Origin of the sequence: Lysobacter sp. CA199, assembly GCF_052078715.1 — a bacterium.
Taxonomy (GTDB): domain Bacteria; phylum Pseudomonadota; class Gammaproteobacteria; order Xanthomonadales; family Xanthomonadaceae; genus Lysobacter.
Genome location: NZ_JBQJIL010000001.1, coordinates 49,330 through 68,696 on the forward strand (window position 1 = coordinate 49,330; position 19,367 = coordinate 68,696).

Consider the following 19,367-nt stretch of genomic DNA (forward strand, 5'->3'; position numbering starts at 1 on the left):
GGATGAAGAATCGCGATGCATCGTCTTCGCGAACCGCACTCATGAACGAATCCATCCCGCAATCCCACGCCGCAACCACGTTCCGCCCGCGCTTCGACATCGGCGCGCAGCGCATCGACTGCGGACGCGAACCCGATGTGGCCACGCATCACGCCGCGGACCAGTTCGCCAGCTGGCCCTTGCTGGACTACTCCGATTGCGATCCGACCGAAGACCAGGCCGCGATCAACCGCTGGCTGACCGGCGCCGACCTCGGCGGCCGCGACGTATTGCACGTAGGCACCGGCAATTCCTCGGTGGCGCGATTACTGGCCGGCAAGGCGCGCCGGGTCGAGTCGGTCACGGTGGCGCACAACGAATGGCAGCACGGCAGCAGGCTGGGGTTGCCGGACTATGGCGTGCATCTGCTCAACAAGCACAGCCTGGCCTTCGCCGGACGATTCGAGCCGGCCGCCTTCGACTGCATTCTCGACAACAACCTCGCCAGCTTCGCCTGTTGCCAGCGGCATCTGGAGCGCTACTTCGAAACCCTGGTGCGTCTGCTCAGACCCGACGGCTTCGTGCTCACGCACTGGCTGGGCATGCAATGGACCCTGGACGTGGGCGTGGACGATGTCGAACCGGTCTGGCGGCTCGACGCGGGCAAGCTGCGCGCGATCGCCAGCGCCTACGGCCTGAGCGTGGATCGCCAGGACGAGTTGTTCTTCCTGCGCCGCACGCGCGGCGCGGAACGGACCTGAGCGCGCGACGGCACGGCGGGCGGATGCGGCCAGCGACGCTCGATCGATGAGCGTGCCCGCGCCGCAGCGCCGTTTCCCGTGCCAACGCCTGCGCGACGCGGCGCGGCTGTGGCGGCTGGCCCGGCGCGACCCGCGCCTGGGCTGGTTGCTGCTGGATAATCTGATCACCACCTTCGGCGCGAGCTTCACGTTGATCGCGCTGCCGTTCCTGGTGATGCGCCTGACCGGGCACGCGCTCGACCTGGGCCTGACCGCCGCGCTCGAAGCCTTGCCGAGTCTGGCGTTCCTGTTCTTCTTCCGCGGTTTCCTCGACCGCGCCGATCCGGCGAAGGTGCTGTGGATCTGCCGCGCCTTGTACGTCGTGCTCAATGCCGTGCTCGCCGTAGCGACCTGGTTCGGTGCGATGACCATCGAGCTGATTTATTTATTGGCGCTGATCGGCGGTCTGGTGTGGGCGGTGGCGTATCCGGCCGGTCGCGCCTGCTTCGGTTTGTACATCCGCAAAGGCCTGTTGCCCGCGGGCAATGCGGTGTTCGCGGTGGCCTCGAGTCTGGCGACGATGGCGTTGCCGATGCTGGCCGGCGGCCTCATCCTTGCGTCCGACGGCGAGCGCGGCCTGGCGGTCGCCTTCGCCATCGACGCGGTCTGCGTGGCCTTGTCGCTGCCGCTGATCGCCGCGGTACGACGGCGCGGCCCGGTACGCAAACGCGAGACAGCGTCCGAAGCCGGGACGCACGCGGCCGCAGCGATCGACACCGGCCCCGACCCCGCTCCCCTCGCGGCCGGCGCCACGATCCCGCGCAGCTACTACGCCTATCTGCTGGCGAGCACCGTGCTGGTATTCGGCCCGGTGCAGATCCTGCTGCCGGTGCTGTTGGTGCAACGCCACGACAGCCGTTATCTGTCGATCTATATCGCTCAGTTCGCCGGCATCTTCATCGCCGCCGGTTTGTCCGCTCCGGGCGTGCCGCCCGCGCTGGCCGCGGTGTTGCGCAAGATCGTGCTGTGCTGGTCGGTCGCGGCGCTGGCCTACGGCCTGCTCGGCTGGAGCGCGATGAGCGGCGCCGCGGCGGCGGCGCAATTGCCGGCCGCGCTGTTGGCGTTCGGCGTGTTGGCCGGCGCATCGAACTACTACGGCATCCAATCGCTGTCGTGGCTGCAGCGCAGCGCCGATGCGCACAGCATGGGACGCGAGATGACCTGGTTCTCGGCCGCGACCATGGGCGCGATGCCGCTGGCGACGCTGCTGACCGGTGCGCTGATCGATCGCCTGCATTGGGCCCAGACCGCGCAAGCGCTGGCGGCCGCGATTCTCGCGGTCGCGCTGCTGGCGTTGTTGCACCTGCCCGGTCTGCGCCAGAAAAAAGCTCCGGGGACGCGAGTCCCCGGAGCCGTCTGAAGCCTGCGCGAACAACGATCAGCGCGGCGATCTGCCGTCGAAGCCGTACATGAAGGTCGCCGGCTCGCCGGTGGTGTAGCCGTAACTGCCGGTCGGATCGGCCAGATTGTCCAGCGGATTGCCGGTGCCGTTCCAATTGGCCTGGCCCAGCGAGTACACCGAAGCGCCCACCGTGCTCAGCGCGCCCAAGGCCGAGGATTCGGTCGGTGCCGCGCCGTAGTAAGTGACGAAGCTCATCGTCTTGCCCGGCGACAGCGCGCCGAAGCGGAAGTCGATGTGCGCGCCCTGGTCGCCCGGCCCCAGATCGGTGAACGGCCCGGAGGTGCCGGAATTGGCCGCCAACGGATTGAACTGGTTGAAGCCGTTGTTGTTCCAGGCCATCACGTAACTGGACGAACCGGCCAGGGTGATGAACTCGGAGAACGTATTCGGCGGCACGTCGTAGTCGATGCCACGGGTATAGCGCAGGTCGTTGACGACCTGGCTGCCGTTGTTCTGGATGCTGACATCGACCCGATACAGATACGGCGTGGCCGGCACCGGAGTGAATGTATGGGTCACGCGGAACGTCCGGCTCGACCCGACATCCACCACCGAGGTCGCGGTCGACGGCGTGTAGGTGAACGACACCAACGACATATTGACCACGCCGTAGCAACGCGAGGTGTTGCCGGTGATGGCCAGATCGGCGCTGGCCACGCCCCAACCTTCACAGGGGCTGCCCGGGGACGCGGCGTCGCCGTTGGTCGGCATGTAGCGCAGGCCCACCAGCGAACCGCCGTAGATGCCGCTGGAACGCGGAATCGCCGGGCATTCGATGTTGAGATAACCGGTGTTGTGCACGCCCAACTGGACGATGCCGTTGTTGATCACGCCCGGGCAATGCTTGGGCGGATCGACTTCGCAGACGATGTCCGCGCCGCGCACCGGAACCGGTTCGGTGTCCACGCGCTGGAACGGCTCGATCCGGCCCGGCTGGCTCTGCACGTCCTGCGGCTTGAACTGCACCCGCTGCACCTTCGGGTCCCAAGGCGTATCGCACAAGGTGCCCAGCACCGGATCGGTCTGCACCAGGTACATGTCCTGCGGATCGCCGACGCCGGTGCGATCGCTGAAGGAAGTACCGGCGGCGACCACGCGATCGGTCGACTTGCGGTCGATCGCGACCAGCATGTCCCGGCCGACGCCGAAGCGGTTGACGTTGAGCGGCGCGTCGTCGAGGTTGCCGATGGAGGCGGCGAACACCGAGCCGAACTCGGGCTGGCCGAGCGTGCCGGCCAAGGCCAGCATCGGGCCGCTGCCGCCCAGATCGTTGGTTTCCAGCACGTCATAGGCGCGGAACGCGCGGCCGTCGGGATCGGCCCACAGCGACTGCGCCAACACCGCGCACGAACCGGCGGCGAAGCGGGTCAGATAGGCCTGTACGTTGCTGCCGTCGACGTTGTTGTTCAAGCCGACCAGCACCGACTGTCCCGGGAACTGGCGGCCGCGCAACGCGGTCACGCCGTGGAACAACGCCTGCGATTGATCGGAGTTGTTGAGCGCGGTGCTGCACACCGGGGTGCCGTTGAAATCGGTGCGGAACATCAGGCCGCTGCTCAGGCCGCTGGGCGAAACCGAATTGCCCGCCACCACCAGATCGGTCGGCGCGCCGCTGGCGGCGACGTTTTCGGTCAGCGCACGAAAGCGCAGTTCCGGCCAACGGTCCAGGCCGTCGTAGTACTGGTTCCACAGCACGCTGCCGCCGGCGTCCAGGCGCGCGATGCGGCCCCACTTGCGCTTGTTGTCGCGCGAGTTCTCCTCGCCGACCAGGATCAGGTCGAATTGGCGGTCGCCCTGGCCTTCGATGATGTCGTAGCCGCTGGCGTACTGCTCGCGCTTGAGGTTGTCGATCACCGTGGTCCATTTCGGATTGCCTTCGCAATCGATCTGCAGCACGTAGATCGAACGGCCCTCGCCGATCCAGACGCCGCCGGTGACGGCGAAGCCGCGGCCGGTGCTCAGTTCGGTGATCGCCGCGCCCTGCGAGCGCTGGCCGCCGGCGATGTTGTAGGTTTTCTGCCACAGGTCCACGCCGTTGTCGTCGACGCGGGTGACTTGCACGTCCTGCAGATCGCCGCGGTTGCGGGTGCCGACGATGATAGAGCCCGCGCCGCCGCAGACGTTGACCGACTTCACGTCCTCGCCGAATTCGCTGGTCTGGGTATCGCCGTACACCGCTTCGAAATTCTGGGCCTGCGCCCATGGCGCAGCGAACAACAAACTCGTCGCCAGCACCGCGGCGCAACGCCGCAAGCTGGAACGTGTACGTTCCGTGGTGTCCATATCAGCCTCGTTTGCGGAATCGTTCCGCGTGAAGGGTCCGGCGCCTGTCGCGCAAGCGCCACCGGTCAACAGCCTCGCCGAGCCGGCGCAGCGCCAGTGACCGGCCCGACACTAGCGCGGCTGCGCGCGCGGTCGTAGGAACAAGAAGGGCCGATATCGGGACGCGGCGGGAAGGATTCGCAGCGCGCCGGCGCACTGCCGGCGACGGTCGTCCAGAATTGGCGTTAAAGCGCGCAGACGGTCACAACGTCGAAGCAGGCTGTTGCTTGCGGTTGGATACGGCGGGGCGCCCTCACCCCAACCCCTCTCCCGCATGCGGGAGAGGGGCTTTCAGACAAGTGAGAGTTTCGATCCGGCTGTAGGAGCGGCGCGAGCCGCGACCGCGAACCTCAACCCACCGCGCCGCCTACGACACGGTCGCGACTTACGACCGAAACTATGGGGCCCGAGGCTACTTGACCTCACCAAGCAACTCGACCTCGGCCAATTCGATCCCGCCCTGCCCGGCCGCCTCGTTCAACAAGCGCAAGCGATAACGCGTATACGCCGCCGGTTCGGCGATGGCGAAAGCGCGGGTCTGCCGGCGCCAGGCGAAGCGCTGATCGCGGCGTTCGTCCAGCGTGGTCCATTGCGCGCCGTCGTTGGAGCCCTGCAGCGCCCAGGCCTGCGCGTCGCCGCGCTTGCCGGCCGAGGTCAGGGTGTACAGGCGCACGGTCGCCGCCGTCTTGAAGCTCCAGCTCAGCAACGGCATGGGACCGTTCAAACGCGCCGAGGTGGTCGAGTCGTCGTCGAACAAGGCCGCGACCTGCTTGGTGCCCAGGCCGGCCACCGCGGCGTTGTCGCGACGGGCCAGATCGCGCAACGGCGACGGCGCCTCACCGTCCCGGCTCAGCGACTCGGGCAGCGCCTGCGCGGCGCTCGCCCAATTCGACGGCGACGGGCCCATGCGGAAATCCAGCACCGCGCCTTGTGCCAGCAATTCGTGCGGCAAGGTCAACCTTTCCCATGGCTCGCCGTTGACCCGCAACGACTGCACATAGCGATTGCGCTCGCTGACCTTGGGCGCGTTGATCTGCAATTGCTTGCCGTTGTCCAGATGGAGGGTCATGCGCTCGAAACGCGGCGCGCCGATCACGTACTCCGGCGAGCCCATGCGCAGCGGATAGAAACCGGCGGCGCTGAACAGCCACCACGCCGACATTTCGCCGTTGTCTTCGTCGCCCGGATAACCCTGGCCGATCTCGCCGCCGACATAGAGTCGGTCCATGATGTCGCGCACTTTCTCCTGGATGCGCCAGGGCTGCCCGGCCGCGGCGTACATGTAGGGAATGTGGTGCGAAGGCTGGTTGCTGTGGCCGTACTGGCCCATGCGCACGTCGCGCGCTTCGATCATCTCGTGGATCACCCCGCCGTAGCTGCCGACCTCGAAGGTGCCCGGCGTGGCGAAGAACAGATCCAGCTTGTTGCCCAGCGCGGTGCGTCCGCCGTACAGCGCGGCCAGGCCGGCGCCGTCCTGCGGCGCGTGGAAGGCCATGTTCCAGGCGTCGGTCTCGGTGTAGTCGCCGCCCCACCGGGTCGGATCGAATTCGGTCGCGGTGTAACGCCACCGGCCGTCGCGGTGACGGCCGAGGAAGAAGCCCAGTTGCGGATGGAACAGATTGACGTAGCCCAGCGCGCGGTTGCGGTAATACGCGGCATCGTCGGCGTAGTGCTCGCGATAAGGATCGTCGGCGCCGGCTTCGCGCGACAAAGCCGAGGCCAGACGGCCGATGGCGAAATCGTTGATGTAGCCGTCCATCGACCACGACAGGCCTTCGTCGGTGCTGGTATCGGTGTAGCCCTTGAAGATCGCGCGCTCGATGCCCTTGCGCCCCGCGCCCGGCACCGGGCTGACGCTGGAGGCGTTGCGGATCGCCGACTGATAGAACGAACGCACATCGAAATTGCGCACGCCCTTGAGCCAGGCGTCGGCGAAGGCGACGTCGGAACTGGTGCCCACCATCAGGTCCGCGTAACCCGGCGAAGACCAGCGCGCGATCCAGCCGCCGTCGCGGTACTGCTGGACGAAACCGTCGATCATCTCGCCCGCATGCTTGGGCGTGAACAGCACGTAGGCCGGCCAGCTGGTGCGGTAGGTGTCCCAAAAACCGTTGTTGACGTAGACCTTGCCGTCCATCAGCGCCGCGCCGGTGCGGGTCGCGCTGCTCGGACCGGCGGCCGGCGAGAACGAGCTGGCGTATTGGTACAGCGGGCGCTCGGCGGTACCGGTGTTTTCGAAGCCGCTGTTGGGATACAGGAACAAGCGATACAAATTGGAATACAGCGTGGCGCGCTCGTGCTCGGGCGCGTTGTCGATCTGGACGATGCCCAGTTGCGCGTCCCAGGCCGCGCGCGCGCGTTCGCGCACCGCGTCGAACCCCTCGCCGTCGGCGATCTCCAGCGCCAGATTGCGCTTGGCCTGATCCACGCCGATCAGCGAAGTGGCGATGCGCATCGTCACCTGGCGGGTGGGATCGGCGGACAGATCGAAGCGATACCAGGCCGAAACCCGGTCGCGGTCCTTGGCGCGATCCAGGCGCGATCCGTCGACGATGGGCCGGTCGAAACGAGCATGGAAATACAAGCGGCTGGCGCCGGTGGACAGCTTGCTCTTGCTTTCGGTCCAGCCGCTGAGCCCGAGTCCGTCGCGGTCGAGCACGATGTCGCCGTTCTCATCGCGCTGATCGAACAACAGCCGCGCCTGCTCGCCGGGATAGGTGAAGCGCAGCATCGCGGCGTGATCGGTCGGGGTCATCTCGGCGATCACCCCGTTGTCGAAACGCACGCGGTAGTAATCGGCGCGCGCGGTCTCCTGGTCGTGGCCGAAGCTCAGCGCGCGCTTGGCGCGATCGAATTCCGGCGCGCCCTCGCCGATCGACGGCAGGATGTGGAAGCTCTGCCGGTCGCCCATCCACGGGCTGGGCTCGTGCGACAGCGCGATGGCCTCGATGCGCGGACGGTTGTCCTCGCCGTTGCGCTCTTGGTACTGGTAGATCCAGTCCGAACCGGCGTTGGTGGTCGGGGTCCAGAAATTGAATCCGTGCGGCATCGCCACCGCCGGGAAGGTATTGCCGCGCGAGTAGCGCGCATTGGAATTGCTGCCGCGGCGGGTGTCGACGTAGTCGCTGGGGCGCAGCGCGCCGGACTTGTCCGCGTCCTTCTTGCGCGGCGCCGGTTGGATGCGCAGATCGTCCAGATAGCCGCGATACGAATGCCCGGGCTCGCCGTCGTGCACCAGCACGATCTGGCGCACGCGGCGTCCGGCCGCGACTTCGCCGATGCGGCTGGACACCGCGTTCCACTGATCCGGATACAGCAGGCGCGCCGCGCCTTGTCCGCGCGCGGTCAGCGGGTTGCCGTAGCGGTCCAGCGGCTTGCGCTCAGACAGGCGACTGCCGTCGTCGAACACCAGATCGATGGCGACGTAGGTGGAAGCGTTGCGCAGATTGTCGAGCCCCGACACCGGCGCCGGCGCGGCGACGTTGGCCGGCGACAGCGGAAACACCCGGTATGACAGCTCGCTGTCCTTGCCGATCGCGATGTCGACCTCGAACAGCTGCGCCTGTTGTTCGCCGCCGCTGGGCGCTTCGAAGCGCAACGAGCGCAACCCGGTGAAACCGACCTCGGGTTTGGCGGTCAGCGCCGCGGCCTGGGGCGGACCGCCGTCCACGCGCAGGCGGATCGGATCGGCGGCCCGCAACGCCGGCGCCGCGTCGGCGGCTTCGAACGAGTTCCAGAACTGCCTGCCCGGCTTGGCCGCAAACGCTGGAGCCGCGATCGCCCAGATCAAGCCCATGGCCAATGCCGTCCTGGCCGCGTGCGCGCCGCGGCGCCCTGAGTTGCTTGCCGACATGTCCCGCTCCCGTCCTGCCCCAAACGGCATCGCCGTCATGCCGCCGCGCGCCGCCGTATGACGTCACGCCGCGGTCCGAGACCGATTTGAATCGATCTAAATTCAGCTTGTCAAACCGCGATGCAGCACGGGAATACGCTGTTCAGTATTCTTAAATTCAAATAAAAACAAATGCTTAGACATATGGATGCAGTGAACGTTCACCGTCCTTTGGCACACCTTTTGCGTCAATACCCTCACAATGTGACTTGAATCACATTTTTAACGGGACTGAATCACGTCCCAAACCACCCCTTGCCCTTCGGAACTCGGTCCTCATGCCGATACAGCATCGTCTTGCCCTGTCCATCGCCCTGGCGACCGCGACAGCAACTTGCCTTCCCGCGTCAGTTCTTGCCGCTACACGTCAACAACCTGCGACCGATCCCTTACCGGAGATCGAGCGCCTGCGCGCCGATCGCCAATGGCTGGCCGCGCTGGCGCGGATCGAGAGTGCCCAGTCCGCGAGCCCCGGCGATGAACGTTTGTATCGGCTGCAGGCGCTGACCCTGGCCGATCTGGGCGGCGCCGACCGCGCCTGGACTCTGTACCAGGCGCGGCCGCAGTTGTTCAGCGCCGACGAGCGTCAACGTCTGCAGTCCGATCGTTTCGCCCGCCGGGTGCTGTGGGGCACGTTGTTTCCCGAAAGCGAGGCCCAGCGCCTGACCGAGATGCGCCAGGCGCGCAGCCTGCTCGAACAGCAGCGCGCCGACCAGACGCCGGCCCAGCAACAAGCCGATCTGCGCACGCGCTTCGATGAGTTGGTGATGCTCAACCATCTCGAACGCCACGCCGAGGCGGTACAGCGCTATCGCGCGCTGCAGGCCGAGAACGTGCAACTGCCGATGTACGCCCTGGCCAAGATCGGCGCCTCGCTGCTGGCCGACAAGCATCCGGAAGAAGCCGCGCAAGTGCTCGAACACGTCGTGCGCGAATGGCCGGAAGACCAGGATTCGCAACTGCAGTTGGCCTATGCCTATTCGGAAGCCGAGCGCTTCGACGACGCCCACGCGCAACTGCAGAAGATCAAGGCGGCGCAGCCCGCATTCGTACGGGTCAAGGGCGCCAAGGAAAGCCACGAGAACTGGCGTCACTACGACGCCGACAGTCACCTGACCATGATCGGCCTGTACGGCGAGGACACCGTCGGCGCGCAGAAGTATCTGGAAAGCCTCGCCGCGATCGGCCCCGGCAACGCCGGCCTGCAGACCGATCTTGGCGTGACTTATCAAAAGCGCGGCTGGACCGATCGCGCCTTGGAGCGCTTCCGCATGGCCAGCACGCAGGAGCCGACCGACGTCGGCGCGCGCGTCGGTCAGGTCGGCGCGTATGTGCAACACAACCGGGTGGATCTGGCGCGACCGATCCACGACGAATTGATCGAACGCCGCGCGCGCGACGTGCAGGTCAAGCAGATGACCGAGTCGTGGGACAGCCGGCTGGGTTGGCAATGGCTGATCGGCAGCAGCTTCGGCCGCAGCGACGCGCGCGGCGGCGGCGCCACCGCATCGCCGCTGGGTACGCGCGACGCCGAGCATCGCGTCGAGATCCGCAGCCCGCTGATTCACGACCGCTGGCGTCTGACTGCGCATGCGCGCGATGCCTGGGCCGATTATCCCGACGGCGCGTTCGGCAAGGAGCGCGTGCACGACCGCCGCGCCGGGGTCGGCGCGCTGTACGTCTACGACCGTTTGAGCCTGGGTTTCGGCGTGGATCGCGCCAACGACCGCTGGCTCGACCGCGGCGACCGCACCGGTTATTACGCCGATGCGGACTGGCGCTTCAACGACGCGTGGTACGGCACCGCCTCGTGGTATCGCGGCACGCCGGAAGCCTCACTGCAAGCGCGCCGCAACGCCATCGACGCCGACGCGTTGAGTCTGGGACTGCGTTACACCCCGAACGAGCGCACCCGCCTGGGCGCGACCGCGCAGCAGTTGCGTTACAGCGACGACAACACCCGCACCGCGTTCGGCCTCAACGCCGAGCAACGGCTGTACACCCGACCGCACCTGCTGATCGACGGACTGGCCGACCTGGCCACCAGCCGCGCCAGCCGCCGCGATAGCCAGGTGCCCTACTTCAACCCCAGCCGCGATGCCTCGCTGAATCTGGGCGTGCGCTTCGACCATCTGGCCTGGCGCCGTTATCAGCGCCACTTCCGCCAGCGCCTGACCGCGCAGGCCGGGCCGTACTGGCAACGCGGGTACGGCAGCCATTGGGTTCCGCAACTGCGCTACGAACACGAATGGCGCTTCGCCACCGGCCGCACCTTGAACTACGGCGTCAATTGGTCGCGGCCGGTCTACGACGGCGTGCGCGAACAACGTCTGGGTTTCGATTTGAGCTTCCGTTGGGGAGAGGAATGAACATGCAAGGTTTCGTCATCCCCACCGCGGCGATGCGCCGCGCGTTCCGCCGTTTGACCCTGATCGCGTTGTTGGCGCTGCCATTCGCCGCCACAGCCGCCGCGGCCGCCGCGGCCGCCGAACCGGCGTCCGACCACACCGAAGACAACGACCGCCTCAACGCCGCCGAAGCCATCGCCCAGCAGGCCAAGGCCGATCAGCTGCTGGTACTGAGCTATCACGACATCCGCGACGATGTCGCGCGCAAGGGCGATCCCGACGCCTATGCGGTCAGCACCCAGAACTTCGCAGCGCATCTGGACTGGCTGTCCGGTCACGGCTACCGCCCGGTCGCGCTGAGCGAGGTGATCGCAGCCTCGCGCGGCGAAAAGAAACTGCCGCCCAAGGCGGTGTTGCTGACCTTCGACGACGGTCTGCGCAGCATCTACACCCATGTCTTCCCGCTGCTGCGCGCCTATGGCTATCCCGGCCTGATGGCGGTGGTGACCGGCTGGGTGGACTTGCCGCGCGAGCAACAGGTCGACTACGGCCCGCGCATGTTCACCCACGACGACTTCGTCACCTGGGATCAGCTGCGCGAGATGCAGGCCTCGGGCCTGATCGAAATCGCCTCGCACAGCGACAACCTGCACCGCGGCGTGACCTCCAACCCGCAGGGCAACACCATGCCCGCGGCGATCACCCGCGAGTGGGACGGCAAGGCCCAGCGCTACGAAACCGAAGCCGAGTATCTGGCGCGGGTGCGCCGCGATCTCACCGACAGCTCCGCCAAGATCAAGCGCGAGCTCGGCGTGTCGCCGCAGTCGGTGGTGTGGCCGTACGCGGCCTACAACAGCCAGACCAACGCCCTGGCCGACCAACTCGGCATGAGCGTGACCTTCGATCTGGAAGGCCGCCATCAGACGGTCGGCCGCGATCTGCACGGCCTGGCGCGGTTGCTGATGTTCGATAACCCGACCGTCAACGATCTGGCCTTCGAACTGCGCCACGACGAGGAACTCGACGGCGTGCGCGCGCTGCAGGTCGATCTGGACTACGTCTACGACGCCGATCCGGCGCAGCAGGCGCGCAACCTGGACAAACTGATCGAGCGGGTCAAGCAGATCGCTCCCAGCCACGTGTTCCTGCAGGCCTTCGCCGATCCCGACGGCAACGGTTCGGCCGACGCGATGTATTTCCCCAACCGCCATCTGCCGATGCGCGCGGATCTGTACAACCGCGTCGCCTGGCAGCTCAAGACCCGCGCCCACGTCAAGGTGTTCGCATGGTTGCCGGTACTGGGCTTCGAACTGCCCGACCGGGCGCTCAACGCGAAACTCGAAATCAAGGCCAGCAATCCGGCCGAAACCCACCGGCTCAATCCGTTCGAACCGCAGACGCGCAAGATCGTCGCCGATTTGTACGAAGACCTGGCCGTCAGCGGCTACACCGAAGGCCTGCTGTTCCACGACGACGCGCTGCTGCGCGAGGACGAACTGCGCGGCCAGGCGCCGGCCGATCCGGCCGCGCGCACCCAGGCGCTGATCGCGTTCACCCAGGAACTGGCGCGCGCCGCCGGCAAGTGGCGGCCCAAGCTGATCACCGTGCGCAATCTGTTCGCCGCTCCGGTGCTCGATCCCGACAGCGAGGCGTGGTTCGCGCAGAGCCTGGCCGCGTTCAACCAGGCCTACGACTACACCGCGGTGATGGCGATGCCGTGGATGGAGAACAGCGGCGATCCGCAGCGTTGGATGGACCGGTTGGTGGCCCAGGTCAAGCGCTCGCCGCGCGGTCTGTCGCGCACCATCTTCGAACTGCAGACGGTGGATTGGCGCGACAAGCAACGGCCGATCCCCGCCGCCCAGCTCAAGACCATGGCGCGTCGTCTGCAGGCCGATGGCGCGCGCCATCTGGCCTGGTACCCGGACAACTTCATCGACGACCGCCCCTCGACCGTCGACGCACGCGAAATCATGTCCGCGCGCGGCTTCCCTTACATCGAACGCTGAAGCGGGCGAACGCTGAAGCCGGCAAAGGCTGAAGCGGGCGAACGCCGAAGCCGCCGAACGCTGAACCCAGCCAACCTCGACGCCAGTCGCAGCCGCGCAATCGGCTGCGACGCCAGCCCCGACTACGCCGAAAGACCGTCACGAGACTGCCATGAGTCAAGCCGCCAGCCCTGTGCTCACCGCGCTATTTCAATTCGCGTTCTTCTATCCGATCGTGATGTCGTTCTTCTGGATCGCCGGCGGGCTGTACTACTACTTCCGCCGCGAACGCCATTCGCGTCCGCGCACCGATCCGCCGGCGCTGGACGACGCGCCGTTCGTGTCGATCCTGATCCCGTGCCATAACGAAGGCGATCACGTCCACGAAACCATCGGCGCGGCGCTGGCGCAACGCTATCCGCGTTTCGAGGTGATCGCGATCAACGACGGCAGCCGCGACGACACCGGCGACAAGCTCAACCGCCTGGCCGCGCAACACGACCAACTGCGCGTGGTGCATCTGGACCGCAACCTGGGCAAGGCCAACGCCATGCGCATGGGCGCGCTGGCGGCGCGCTCGGAGTATCTGGTCTGCATCGACGGCGACGCCTTGCTGGACGAGTACGCGGCCCATTGGATGGTCTGGCATCTGTGCCAGGGCGCGCGGGTCGGCGCGGTCACCGGCAACCCGCGCATCCGCAACCGCTCCACCCTGCTCGGCCGGCTGCAGGTCGGCGAATTCTCTTCGATCATCGGCATGATCAAGCGCGCGCAGCGCGTGTACGGCCGCATCTTCACCGTATCCGGGGTGATCTGCGCTTTCAGGCGCAGTGCCCTGCACCGGATCGGCTATTGGTCCGACAGCATGGTGACCGAAGACATCGACATCAGTTGGCGTTTGCAGATGGACCACTGGGACATCCGCTACGAGCCCAACGCGATGTGCTTCATTCTGATGCCGGAAACGCTCAAGGGCTTGTGGAAGCAGCGCCTGCGTTGGGCGCAAGGCGGCGTGGAGGTGCTGATGCGCCACACCCGCGATCTGTTCTCATGGCGCAGACGGCGGATGTGGGCGGTGCTGGCCGAATACGTGCTGAGCGTGGGCTGGGCTTACATCATGGCCTTCATCATCGCGCTGTGGGCGCTGGGGCTGTTCGTGGCCTTGCCCGAGCAACTGCGCGTCACCACGTTGCTGCCGTCCTGGCACGGGGTGATCCTGGCGCTGATCTGCCTGCTGCAGTTCGCCGCCAGCATCATCATCGACCGTCGCTACGAAACCGGCGTCGGCCGCAATTACTACTGGATGATCTGGTACCCGATGGCGTACTGGTTGCTGAGCTTCGCGACCACGGTCACCGCGGTGCCCAAGGCGCTGCTCAAGCGCCGCGGTACACGTGCGACCTGGGTCAGCCCGGATCGGGGACTGCGATGAGCAGCGACGACCGCACCCCGACCATCGGGCCCGGCACCGGCCGCGCGGCCGCGAATTTCTCGCGTCCCGCCCATGCGCTCGCATCCACGGCCGACGCGCCGGTCGACGCCGCGCAGGCATCCAAGCCGGTACCGCACAAACTCGATTCGCGCCTGATCCAGAAGCCCAACGCACAACGTCCGTTGCCGCGCACGCTGTGGGGCATGATCACCGGCCTGTTCTGGTTGATCTATCTGTATCTGTGGACGCCGGTGGTGACGCTGGTGCTGTGGCTGCTGGGCATCCGCAACGTCGCCTCCGAGTTGTACCTGCGCGAGCACGAAGTCGACCCGTTCCTGATGCTGGCGTTGCCGGCGACGGCGGGCGTGGTGGTCGGCCTGCTGCTGATCTGGGCCGAGTACAACCGCTGGCGTTTCACCGCGGCCGGCAGCGAGCGCCGCGGGCTGCAACCCAACGTGACCCTGGACGAAGTCGCGCGCGCGCTCGGCGCGGACAACGAAGTCGCCAGCGCGCTCAACGCGGGCCGGGTCAGCGTGCTGCACATGGATCCCAACCACGCCGTGCCCTTGTCGGTCAGCGCGGTGACGCCCAGCCTGCCGGCGCAACCCTTCCCGCCGGTGGCGATGCCCAAGTTCGCGCGCGCGACCGAAACGCGCGACAACTCATGGCTGATGGCGGTGGCGCTGAGCGCGATCGCGGTGGTGATCGGCGTGCTGATCGTGGTGTCGCACGGTTATCGGCAGATCGAAACCTCCGCGCCGATGCGGGCGGTCGAAGGCACGCCGGGCATCGATCGTCCGGGCCTGGAACAAGTGGCGATCGAAACCGCTCAGGTCACGCTGTCGCAGATCGACCGCGTCGCGGCCAAGGCCAAAGCGAGCGCGGCCAATGCCGCCGCCGCGGCCGAGAAGGCGCGCATCGCCAAGGCCGCCGAGGCCGAACGCGCGCGCCGTGCCGCGCGCGCGGCCAACGCCGCGAACGCCAAGCCGCGCCCGTTGCCCGGCTTCAGCCCCAAACCGCCTTACCCGATCGATGCGCTGCGCCACAGCGAAGGCGGCCAAGTGACCTTGCGTGTGCAGGTATCGGCCGACGGGCGTCCGCTCAAGGTCGACATCAGCCGGCGCAGCGGCAATCGCGCCCTCGATCGCGCAGCGCAGAGCACAGTGCGCCGCTGGCGCTTCGCCCCGGCCGTACGCGACGGCAAGGCGGTCGCGGCGGTGGTGATCGTGCCGGTGGAGTTCAAGCCAAGGAACTGAACATAAACCCAACCACCAATGCGCCACTAGAAACCGCAGTCCCACCACCAAAACACCCCGCCCCATTACCGCCCCCAATCACCTCCCCAACGGAACCTCCAAATAACTCCCACCCGACCACTCGATCCGCAACGCCTCCCCCGCATCGCTCAAGCTCTCATCGCTGACGTCCTTGCCGCTGCCGTAATTGATCTGATCCTGCGGCCCCTTGCCCGGTCCCACCAGCGCCACGAGCCTGCTGCCCGCTTGGAACCGACGGCTGCTCAACCGTCCGGCGCTGAAATCGAAACGCTCGCGGCGGCCTGGGCGCAGCAGCCGGCGATGCTCGGGATGGCCCTGATAACTCAGCCGCGATTGATAACGCGATAGTTGGAAGTATTCCCCCTGCGCGGTGAGTTCGTACAAGCCGATATGCAGATCGATGTCGCGCTTGTTGGTCTTCAACTCCAAGCGGCCGCCGAACAAACCGCTGAACTCGACCGCCCGCTCGAACGGCTCGCTGATCAGCACCAGGTTCCCGGCCGTATCGATGGCGCGATCGACGACCGCGCCGCCCGGCACGATTCTGTCGACATCGCCGCGATCGGCCAGGTCCACCGTCTGCACGATCGGCGCCATCGCCGCCGCCGGCCGCTCGCGCAAGGCCAGCGTGCCGTCCGCTCGCGCGGCGCCGAAATGCAGGCGCAGCCGTCGCGGCCCCATCGCCGCCAGCGACGGCGCATGCTTCCAGACATTCGCGCCCATCACCTGATAGTTGATCCGATCCTTCAATAGCGCCGGCTTCGGCGCACCCTTGAACACATAGTCGAACCACTGATAGCGCAACTGCCCGATATCGATATGGGCCACGGGGTCGACCGTATACCCGCGCACGACATTGCCGGCGACCACGGTGCCACGCTGGCCGCTGAAGTGGTTGTACGGGCCGATCACCAGGTAATGCTCGGCCTTGGGCCGATAACGGTAGTGCTCACGCAGATGGTGCAAGGCGCCGATCTGCGCACCGTCGAAATAACCGGTGGTGGTCAGCACCGGAATGTCGATCGCGCCGTATTCCTCGCGGTACGGGGTCATGGCCTGCCAATAGCCGTCGTAACCCGGATGATCGAGCCAGCGCCGATAGAACACGTTGACCGTACCGTCGAGGCGATCGCGTTCGCGGTACGCGCCGCCTTGCAGATACCACTGCCGATACATGCTTCGCCAACGTCCGCCGTCTTCGTAAGCCGCCTTGTCCAGGGTCTTGTTGTTGGCCACGTAGAACGGCCAGTAATGCTGGAATCCGAAGAAGATGCCGCCCTCCATCGGCACGTCGACGCCGGGCGCACCGGTCACCGACGGCATCATCGCCTTGAGCGCCTTCGGACGATGCTTGGCCGCGGCCCATTGGGTGAAACCTTCGTAACTGCCGCCGAACATGCCGACCCGGCCATCGCTCCACTCCTGCGCCGCGATCCAATCGATCAACGCCGCAGCGTCGCGGCCGTCATGCTCGTACGGCACCGGCGCATCGGGGCTGCAACCCTTGCCGCGACTGAGCCCGGTCACGCCCGCATAGCCGTTGGCCGCGCTGCGCCGGGCTTCGTTGAGCATCGTCGCCGGATCGGCGTAGATGGTGAAGTTGAGCAGCGCGGTCAGCCTGGACGGCGCCGCACGCTGGCGCACGATCAGCGCGCATACGGTCGCGCCGTCGGGCGTAGGCACCCGCACGTCGCGCTGGATCAGATAGCGGCGCTCATCTTCTTGCGCCACCAACGCGGACGCCTGCGCGGTGAAGTCGCGATAGACCATCGCTACCAGATAGGCGCGGACCAGCTCGAGCGCCGAGGCCCGATCGATGCGCGGTTTCCCCTGGTGCGTCGCCAAGGCCTGATCCAGCGCCTGTTGCTGCGCGACCGGATCGAACTGATCGGCGCCGAAACCGCGCAACGCGATCGCCGCGGCGCGATCGTCCATCAACGCGAACGCAGCCTGGAAACCGCGACGGAACGCATCGTCGAAATCGATCCGCTCGCGCGCCTGCAGCAACTTGCTTGCCGCGTAGATCTCGTATTGCGCGAGCATCGCGCGCTGCTGGGGCGGCCCGCCCAATGGCGACAGGCCGCGCAGTTCCTCTATCGAACCCAGCGCCTGCGAATAGTGCCCGGCGACCAGTTGCAGCCGAAACGCGTTGCCCAGATAGTGCACACGGTCGCTATCGCGGTAATCGGCGACGACCCGCTCGGCGAGCCGGGGCATCTCGCGATCGAGCGCGGCGCGACTGGCGGCCGCCGTGGCGGAAAATGGATAGTCCTCGGCGGCGAACACGGGAGCGGACAGCAACAACAAGACCCAGCCTATGACAACGGCGCGACGCATCCCTTTCTCCCCTGGCCGCGAGAGGCGACCGTAACATCATAGATGAGCGAACGCGCGGAAGGGTCGCATACGTGGGACGCGGACACCAGTATCCGGGAATCTGCTTAGCCTTGAACAGCCATGCGAACAATCCGGCACGGCCGTCTGCTGAGGACGTGTCATGACTGAATCATCTGGAGTAGGAGGAACTGGGCGTAGCGCTGGACCTGCCGGGCCTTCCGATACGCAGACATCCATTGATAAAGCCATCTCCGAAGCGAACAAGGCTTATGACGCAAGCGACGTCGCCGACAAGGCGGCTCAGGATGCGATGAATGCCTGCAACGCCGAGACGGCTCAGGCAGCGGCAGACAGAGCCAAAGCGGCGACCAAGGAGGCGGCGGAACACGCACAGGCCGTCGTGGACGCCGCTCCTGGGGACGAATCCATTGCCGCTGAGGCTGCAAGGCATTCAAAAAATGCAGCCGACTATGCGAAAACGGCGCAAGACGCTGCTGATGCTGCGAAGGCGGCAAGTACTTCAAAGGATCCCGACGTAGCGCGGACATACGAGGACAGAGTGAAAAGCTGTCTGGTGCCGCAAACTCCAACGGATATGCGTAAGGCCTCATTGTCGCTGGGCACCATCAATCAGCTGAATGCGATGTGGTAGTCCGCGAATCAGCGGAGGCTGGTTGGCGATACGTCGAGGACGATGCGGACTCGAACACGCCCAGATGCAATCATGGCGGTGGTCTCAACTCTTGAGACAGGGCAATGCTTTAGTCAAAAGTCACGCAGACCTCGCGGCTGAGAGTCGACATGGCACGGCACCTGGAGTCGCGAGAGACTACGCCCCGCCTGAGCGCAAGATACGATCCGCCATGACCACATCCCACATCGATCCGAAGCTCGTTTTCGCCTGGCAAACTGCGCATTCCATCGCCCGCAGCTCACCGCCTCCTGTCCACGATCGCGGGGGCTTCCGGGTAGACACCCACTCGGAAAAAGAAGTCAAACGCTGGGTATTCCCACAGTTGTGCGATGGCTTGCGCGATGTAGCGCATGAGATTACGGCGCCACGACATTATTTGAAGCTGTGCGGCTCGGGCGAGGAACTGCGAAGCGCACTGCCGGCTCGCTGGGAGGTTCAACCGGCGAACTATTTCATGATCGCGGCGGCGGCAACTCACGATCCAAAGCCGCTGCCGGATGGGTACAAGGTGGAGCTTCATCGAGCCGGGCCCGTCGCCCGGGCTTGCATCATCGCGCCGAATGGCGATCTGGCCGCAAGCGGATGCGCGGCGGGGACCACGGATGTCTTCGTTTACGATCGCATCGAAACCGCGCAAGAGCACAGGCGCAAAGGATTGGGCGTCGCGGTGATGGTCGCTCTTGGAACGGCAAGGAAATCCCTCGCAAGTGCTCAGCTTCTGGTCGCGACAGCAGACGGCCGCGGCCTTTATGCCAACCTGGGCTGGACAGTGATCGCACCGTTGTCTGCGGCAACGATTCCGGAAAGTTGAATTCATACGCGGACTGATCCTTCAGCCCGACCCACGATCGCCTCGAGCATTGGGTCGCCGCGTATCGCATTGCCTGTGTTGCGGA

Annotated in this window: 11 protein-coding genes; 8 read left to right on the top strand and 3 right to left on the bottom strand. The window is 66.3% G+C overall.

Going from position 1 to position 19,367, the window contains the following annotated elements; translation table 11 throughout:
- The first annotated feature begins 41 nt into the window (after positions 1–41).
- Both ACTOWJ_RS00260 and ACTOWJ_RS00265 read left to right on the top strand, forming a co-directional pair.
- Positions 42–740: a hypothetical protein gene (locus tag ACTOWJ_RS00260; protein WP_441332579.1), complete on the top strand. Its 699-nt coding sequence runs from the start codon at positions 42–44 to the stop codon at positions 738–740.
- A gap of 46 nt (positions 741–786) precedes the next feature.
- A complete protein-coding gene (locus ACTOWJ_RS00265; RefSeq protein WP_441332580.1) occupies positions 787–2,139 on the top strand; it encodes an MFS transporter in 1,353 nt (450 codons plus the stop codon).
- 18 nt (positions 2,140–2,157) lie between these two features.
- Here the strand turns inward: ACTOWJ_RS00265 and ACTOWJ_RS00270 are convergent, their stop codons facing one another.
- On the bottom strand, positions 2,158–4,464 hold the full coding sequence (locus ACTOWJ_RS00270) for a hypothetical protein (RefSeq protein WP_441332581.1): 2,307 nt from the start codon (positions 4,462–4,464) through the stop codon (positions 2,158–2,160).
- 451 nt (positions 4,465–4,915) lie between these two features.
- Positions 4,916–8,356 carry a GH92 family glycosyl hydrolase gene (locus ACTOWJ_RS00275; RefSeq protein ID WP_441332582.1) on the bottom strand — a complete coding sequence of 1,147 codons (3,441 nt, stop codon included), beginning with the start codon at positions 8,354–8,356 and terminating at the stop codon, positions 4,916–4,918.
- A gap of 317 nt (positions 8,357–8,673) precedes the next feature.
- Here ACTOWJ_RS00275 and pgaA point away from each other — a divergent pair, with 317 nt between their 5' ends.
- The 4 genes from pgaA to pgaD all read left to right on the top strand — a co-directional run bounded on the left by pgaA (position 8,674) and on the right by pgaD (position 15,419).
- Positions 8,674–10,764 (top strand): poly-beta-1,6 N-acetyl-D-glucosamine export porin PgaA, encoded by a 2,091-nt coding sequence (gene pgaA, locus ACTOWJ_RS00280; protein WP_441332583.1) that lies wholly within the window; start codon positions 8,674–8,676, stop codon positions 10,762–10,764.
- 2 nt (positions 10,765–10,766) lie between these two features.
- Positions 10,767–12,752 carry a poly-beta-1,6-N-acetyl-D-glucosamine N-deacetylase PgaB gene (gene pgaB / locus ACTOWJ_RS00285; RefSeq protein WP_441332584.1) on the top strand — a complete coding sequence of 662 codons (1,986 nt, stop codon included), beginning with the start codon at positions 10,767–10,769 and terminating at the stop codon, positions 12,750–12,752.
- Between the two features lie 151 nt (positions 12,753–12,903).
- Entirely contained in the window at positions 12,904–14,163 is a 1,260-nt protein-coding gene (gene pgaC / locus ACTOWJ_RS00290) for a poly-beta-1,6-N-acetyl-D-glucosamine synthase (protein ID WP_441332585.1), read from the top strand.
- Positions 14,160–15,419 (top strand): poly-beta-1,6-N-acetyl-D-glucosamine biosynthesis protein PgaD, encoded by a 1,260-nt coding sequence (pgaD, locus tag ACTOWJ_RS00295; RefSeq protein WP_441332586.1) that lies wholly within the window; start codon positions 14,160–14,162, stop codon positions 15,417–15,419. The genes pgaC and pgaD overlap by 4 nt, the downstream gene beginning before the upstream one ends.
- A 78-nt stretch (positions 15,420–15,497) precedes the next feature.
- Here the strand turns inward: pgaD and ACTOWJ_RS00300 are convergent, their stop codons facing one another.
- The gene (locus ACTOWJ_RS00300) at positions 15,498–17,777 is read right to left on the bottom strand and encodes a CocE/NonD family hydrolase (protein ID WP_441332587.1); all 2,280 of its coding nucleotides are present in this window, start codon (positions 17,775–17,777) and stop codon (positions 15,498–15,500) included.
- 160 nt (positions 17,778–17,937) lie between these two features.
- Here ACTOWJ_RS00300 and ACTOWJ_RS00305 point away from each other — a divergent pair, with 160 nt between their 5' ends.
- Complete coding sequence (locus tag ACTOWJ_RS00305; RefSeq protein WP_441332588.1) at positions 17,938–18,429, top strand: hypothetical protein; 492 nt, start codon at positions 17,938–17,940, stop codon at positions 18,427–18,429.
- A gap of 211 nt (positions 18,430–18,640) precedes the next feature.
- Complete coding sequence (locus ACTOWJ_RS00310) at positions 18,641–19,282, top strand: hypothetical protein (protein WP_441332589.1); 642 nt, start codon at positions 18,641–18,643, stop codon at positions 19,280–19,282.
- The last annotated feature ends 85 nt before the right edge of the window (positions 19,283–19,367 follow it).